Source organism: Streptococcus sp. 2018WUSS126, assembly GCF_044427425.1.
GTDB classification, from domain to species: domain Bacteria; phylum Bacillota; class Bacilli; order Lactobacillales; family Streptococcaceae; genus Streptococcus; species Streptococcus hashimotonensis.
Window position 1 is genome coordinate 1 of sequence record NZ_JAOTGB010000039.1, and the last position, 4573, is coordinate 4573.

The following is a 4573-nucleotide window of genomic DNA, read 5'->3' on the forward strand; positions in this document are numbered from 1 at the left end:
CTAACCTGAACAATTAGATTATAACAGGAAAAAGAAATGGAAGCTCAAAGCCTTGTCAGCCACCAGCATAGCTGGTGGTTTTCTTGTTTTTCTCTACGAGAAAAACTGGCTCGAAGCCATAATAAAAGATGTGAGTGGAGGCTCACATCTTATTTTTGTAATTATGGAAAAGAAAAACAGGTATGGAGACCTGTTTTTCAATATTATTGATTATTTTTTCAATAAATCGCGGATTTCTGCAAGCAACTCTTCTTGAGTTGGACCAGCAGGAGCTTTCTCTTCAACTTTCTTAGGCATTGCTTTCTCAGCTGCTTTAACAACAAAGAACATCGAAGTGCCAATGATTAGGAAGTTAATAACAGCGCTCAAGAAACTACCGTACTTCACACCATTCCATGCAAGGTCAGCAATATTTTGTACATTTGCTGCTTTCAATGCAGGAGTTAAAATCAATGGAGTGATGATATCTTCAACAAATGATTTAATAATTGCGCCAAACGCACCACCAATTACCACTGCTACAGCAAGGTCAACAATGTTCCCACGGAACAAAAATGCTTTTAAATCTTTCAACATATCCTAAATATGTCCTTTCATAAATATTTTACTTTACCTATTATACCCATAAAAAAATATTTTACAAGTAATTTGTTTTAGAAATTTTACATTTTCCCTTATTTAGTATACAATAGAGTATGTTAAACTAAGGGAAGAGTGTTCACTTTTTAAATTAGCTAGTATGATATGAGGAGGGAATGTGCTTTCAAAGGATAAAATTACTGAAATAAAACAAGCTCTCAATATCGTTGACGTTATTGGTGAAACGGTTGCTTTGACTAAGGCCGGACGTAATTATGTCGGTCTTTGCCCTTTTCATGGGGAGAAAACCCCGTCTTTCAATGTGATTGAAGATAAGCAGTTCTACCATTGTTTTGGATGTGGTAAGTCCGGAGATGTATTCAAGTTTGTCGAAGAAGTTCGTGGTGTTTCTTTTGCGGATGCGGCAGCTATCTTAGCTGAGAAGGCAGGGTTTCAAGTAGATGTAATTCCTTCCTATCATCAAGAGGAGAAAAGGATTAGTCCGCATCAGGTCCTGTATGATATTCATCGGGATGCCGCAAAGTTTTATCATGCCCTTTTGATGACAACTAAAATGGGTGAGGAAGCTAGAGCTTATCTACACCAACGTGGCTTGACAGATGATGTCATAAAAACATTCCAGCTAGGCTTAGCTCCGGCCGAACAGAATATTCTTTACCAAAAACTATCAGGTCAATATGACGAAGAAAGTCTATTGAATTCGGGTTTGTTCAATCCAAGTGAGAATAATATTATTTATGACGCCTTTCAAGCGAGGATTATTTTCCCCTTGGCGGATGAATATGGTCGAATTGTAGCTTTTTCAGGTCGGATTTGGACCGAAGAAGATCGAAACAATAAACAATTAGCTAAGTATAAAAACTCTCGTAGTACTGCGATTTTCAATAAAAGCTATGAATTGTATCATTTGGACAAGGCTAAAGCGGTTATTAAGAAGCAACGTGAAGCCTATCTCATGGAAGGTTTTCTAGATGTTATTGCTGCTCATCGTGTAGGGATTGATAATGCAGTGGCTTCCATGGGAACAGCTTTGACAAGAGAGCATGTTGCACACCTAGCTAAGTTTTGTAAGAAAATTATTCTGACTTATGATGGGGATAAGGCTGGACAGGCAGCTACCATGAAGGCGCTGGACGAACTACAAGATTTTCAGGTTGAAATCGTGAGCTTGCCAGATAATATGGACCCAGATGAATTTTTGCAGAAAAATTCGGAAGAAGTCTTGCAACAGGTTTTAACCAAGTCACGAATCAGTGATGTAGAATTTTTGATTCAATACTTGAAACCTGAAAATCCTGACAATCTACAAATGCAGATTGAGTTTGTAGATAAGATTGCACCAATTATTGCCAAAGTATCATCCATTACAGCTCAAAATTCTTATATTTATAAGGTAGCGGATTTACTTTCTGACTTTGATTATAATCAGGTGGAACAGGCAGTAAATGCTGTTCGTCTGAACCAGCGCCAGGAGAGAACACAACAGGTATTTCAATCACAGACTGGTCAGTCTTATTTGCCACCAGTCCAAACGATTGCTCGTATAACGAGTCTTATTCGAACAGAAAACCATTTACTTTATCGGATGGTTGAACATCCTTATATTCTCAATGAGTTCCGTTTACGAGAAGATTTTTATTTTGCGACGCCAGAATTACAAGCTATTTATGATATGTTAAAAAAATCTGGGGAAATTACCAGTTTTGAACTATCACAGTTGAATGATTCCGCTCAACAGGCTTGGTATCGTATGCAAGAAGAACGTTTACCTAGTGAAGTATCTCCACACGAAATCGAAGAATTAGAAATTCGGCGAGACAAGGAATTGTTGAAGAAGGAGAACCAGCACCTAGCGCGGAAAATCCGTGAACATTCCCATGTGGGAAATGCAGATATTGCCCTCGATGAGTTGCAAAAACTCCTCGATAGAAGAAGACAAATGGAGTAAATATGACAAATAAAAAAGATAAAAAAACAGAAGTAACTACTTTTGATGTACAAGTTGCCGAATTTATCCGTAACCATAAAAAACAAGGTTCAGCTACAGACGATGAAATCAATGACCAACTGGTTATTCCATTTACGCTTGATGCTGACGGAATCGATGATTTGCTCCAACGTATTCAGGACGCAGGAATTTCGATTGTCGATAAAGAAGGGAACCCTTCTGCTCGTGCTATGCAGGTAGAGGAAGAACCAGAATTATCTGATGAAGAATTGCTCGGAAGCACTTCTGCAAAAGTGAACGACCCAGTCCGCATGTATTTGAAAGAAATTGGTGTTGTACCTCTTTTGACCAACGAGGAAGAGCAAGAATTGGCATTGGCGGTTGAAGCAGGTGACCCAGAAGCGAAACAACGTTTGGCTGAAGCCAACTTACGTTTGGTTGTTTCTATTGCTAAGCGTTATGTAGGGCGTGGTATGCAGTTCCTTGATCTTATCCAAGAAGGAAATATGGGCTTGATGAAGGCCGTTGACAAGTTTGACTACTCTAAAGGTTTCAAGTTTTCAACCTATGCAACCTGGTGGATTCGTCAGGCTATCACTCGTGCCATTGCGGACCAAGCGCGTACAATCCGTATTCCTGTTCACATGGTAGAAACCATTAACAAATTGGTCCGTGAACAACGCAATCTCTTGCAGGAATTGGGTCAGGACCCAACGCCTGAGCAAATCGCTGAGCGTATGGATATGACGCCTGAGAAAGTTCGTGAAATCCTCAAGATTGCACAAGAGCCTGTTTCACTCGAGACCCCAATTGGTGAAGAAGATGATAGTCATCTTGGAGATTTTATTGAAGACGAAGTCATTGAAAATCCAGTTGATTACACAACTCGTGTCGTTCTTCGTGAACAGTTAGATGAGGTATTGGATACTCTTACTGACCGTGAGGAAAACGTATTGCGTCTTCGTTTTGGTTTAGATGATGGTAAAATGCGCACGCTTGAAGATGTTGGTAAAGTCTTTAACGTAACCCGTGAACGCATCCGCCAAATCGAAGCCAAAGCCCTCCGTAAACTCCGCCACCCATCCCGCAGCAAACCACTCAGAGACTTTATTGAGGATTAAAAACGTCCAGTGGACGTTTTTAACGCCTGCCCAGAAATATTAAAGCAGGCTAACCTTTGGTGTTTTAACCCGAGCCTAGAAATAAGAAAGCGAGGTTAACCTCCGGGGGAGGTTTTTAACGCCTGCTTGAAAATAAGAGAGCAGGCTGTCTGGAAGACAAAATCAACCGCTCCCCTTGAAATTAGAAAGGGAGCGTAACGTCCAGTGGGCTAATTTGACACAAACTTCGTTTGTTTCTTTTCTAGTATTAAATTTGTGAACAAGAAAGAGAGAAAAATGACGTACACAGAAGATCAAATTAAAGACATTCAGGAGCGTATTTTTCGTGCTCTTGAAGATGTGATTGACCCTGAGCTAGGTATTGATATTATCAATTTAGGGCTAATTTATGAAATTCGATTTATTGAGGGCAAGGCTGAAATTGATATGACCTTGACGACCATGGGTTGTCCATTAGCTGATCTAATTACCGATCAAATTCATGATGTACTGAAGGATGTTCCTGAAGTAACAGAAGTAGATGTGAGACTGGTTTGGTCACCAGCTTGGACCGTTCAAAAAATGAGTCGTTATGCTCGAATTGCATTAGGAATTAAATAAAAAAAACAAAATGGTTTCGAACGTTTGAAGCCATTTTTTTATTATGGCTTCGAGCCAGTTTTTCTCGAAGAGAAAAACAAGAAAACCACCAGCTATGCTGGTGGCTGCCAAGGCTTTGAGTTTCCATTTCTTTTTCCTGATATAATCTAATTGTTCAGATCAGATCAAGGAGGAGTAATACTCAATTAAAATCAAAAATAGCCGATATCCAATCTCTATGTACAATTGATTTGAGTTGATAAACAGTTAAGGTTTGAATAATCTCTTGAAGTTTATCGATTACCTCATTTAAAGTCCTAAATAC

4 protein-coding genes are annotated in these 4573 nt (G+C 39.3%); 3 read left to right on the plus strand and 1 reads right to left on the minus strand.

Features of this window, described 5'->3' with window-relative positions; genetic code table 11:
* Positions 1-210: 210 nt before the first annotated feature.
* Positions 211-576, minus strand: a complete 366-nt coding sequence (mscL, locus tag ODU34_RS10125; protein WP_105139647.1) for a large conductance mechanosensitive channel protein MscL — start codon at positions 574-576, stop codon at positions 211-213.
* 181 nt (positions 577-757) lie between these two features.
* Here mscL and dnaG point away from each other — a divergent pair, with 181 nt between their 5' ends.
* From dnaG to ODU34_RS10140, 3 genes are all read left to right on the plus strand, one after another.
* Entirely contained in the window at positions 758-2548 is a 1791-nt protein-coding gene (gene dnaG, locus ODU34_RS10130; RefSeq protein WP_398578491.1) for a DNA primase, read from the plus strand.
* 2 nt (positions 2549-2550) lie between these two features.
* The gene (gene rpoD, locus ODU34_RS10135; protein WP_002935555.1) at positions 2551-3669 is read left to right on the plus strand and encodes an RNA polymerase sigma factor RpoD; all 1119 of its coding nucleotides are present in this window, start codon (positions 2551-2553) and stop codon (positions 3667-3669) included.
* A 276-nt stretch (positions 3670-3945) separates the two neighbouring features.
* Positions 3946-4269 (plus strand): metal-sulfur cluster assembly factor, encoded by a 324-nt coding sequence (locus ODU34_RS10140; RefSeq protein ID WP_105139645.1) that lies wholly within the window; start codon positions 3946-3948, stop codon positions 4267-4269.
* The last annotated feature ends 304 nt before the right edge of the window (positions 4270-4573 follow it).

Bases quoted from the DNA above. Each gene is read 5' to 3' on its own strand.
- mscL (WP_105139647.1), bottom strand. From the start codon at position 576: ATGTTGAAAGATTTAAAAGCATTTTTGTTCCGTGGGAACATTGTTGAC.
- rpoD (WP_002935555.1), top strand. From the start codon at position 2,551: ATGACAAATAAAAAAGATAAAAAAACAGAAGTAACTACTTTTGATGTA.
- ODU34_RS10140 (WP_105139645.1), top strand. From the start codon at position 3,946: ATGACGTACACAGAAGATCAAATTAAAGACATTCAGGAGCGTATTTTT.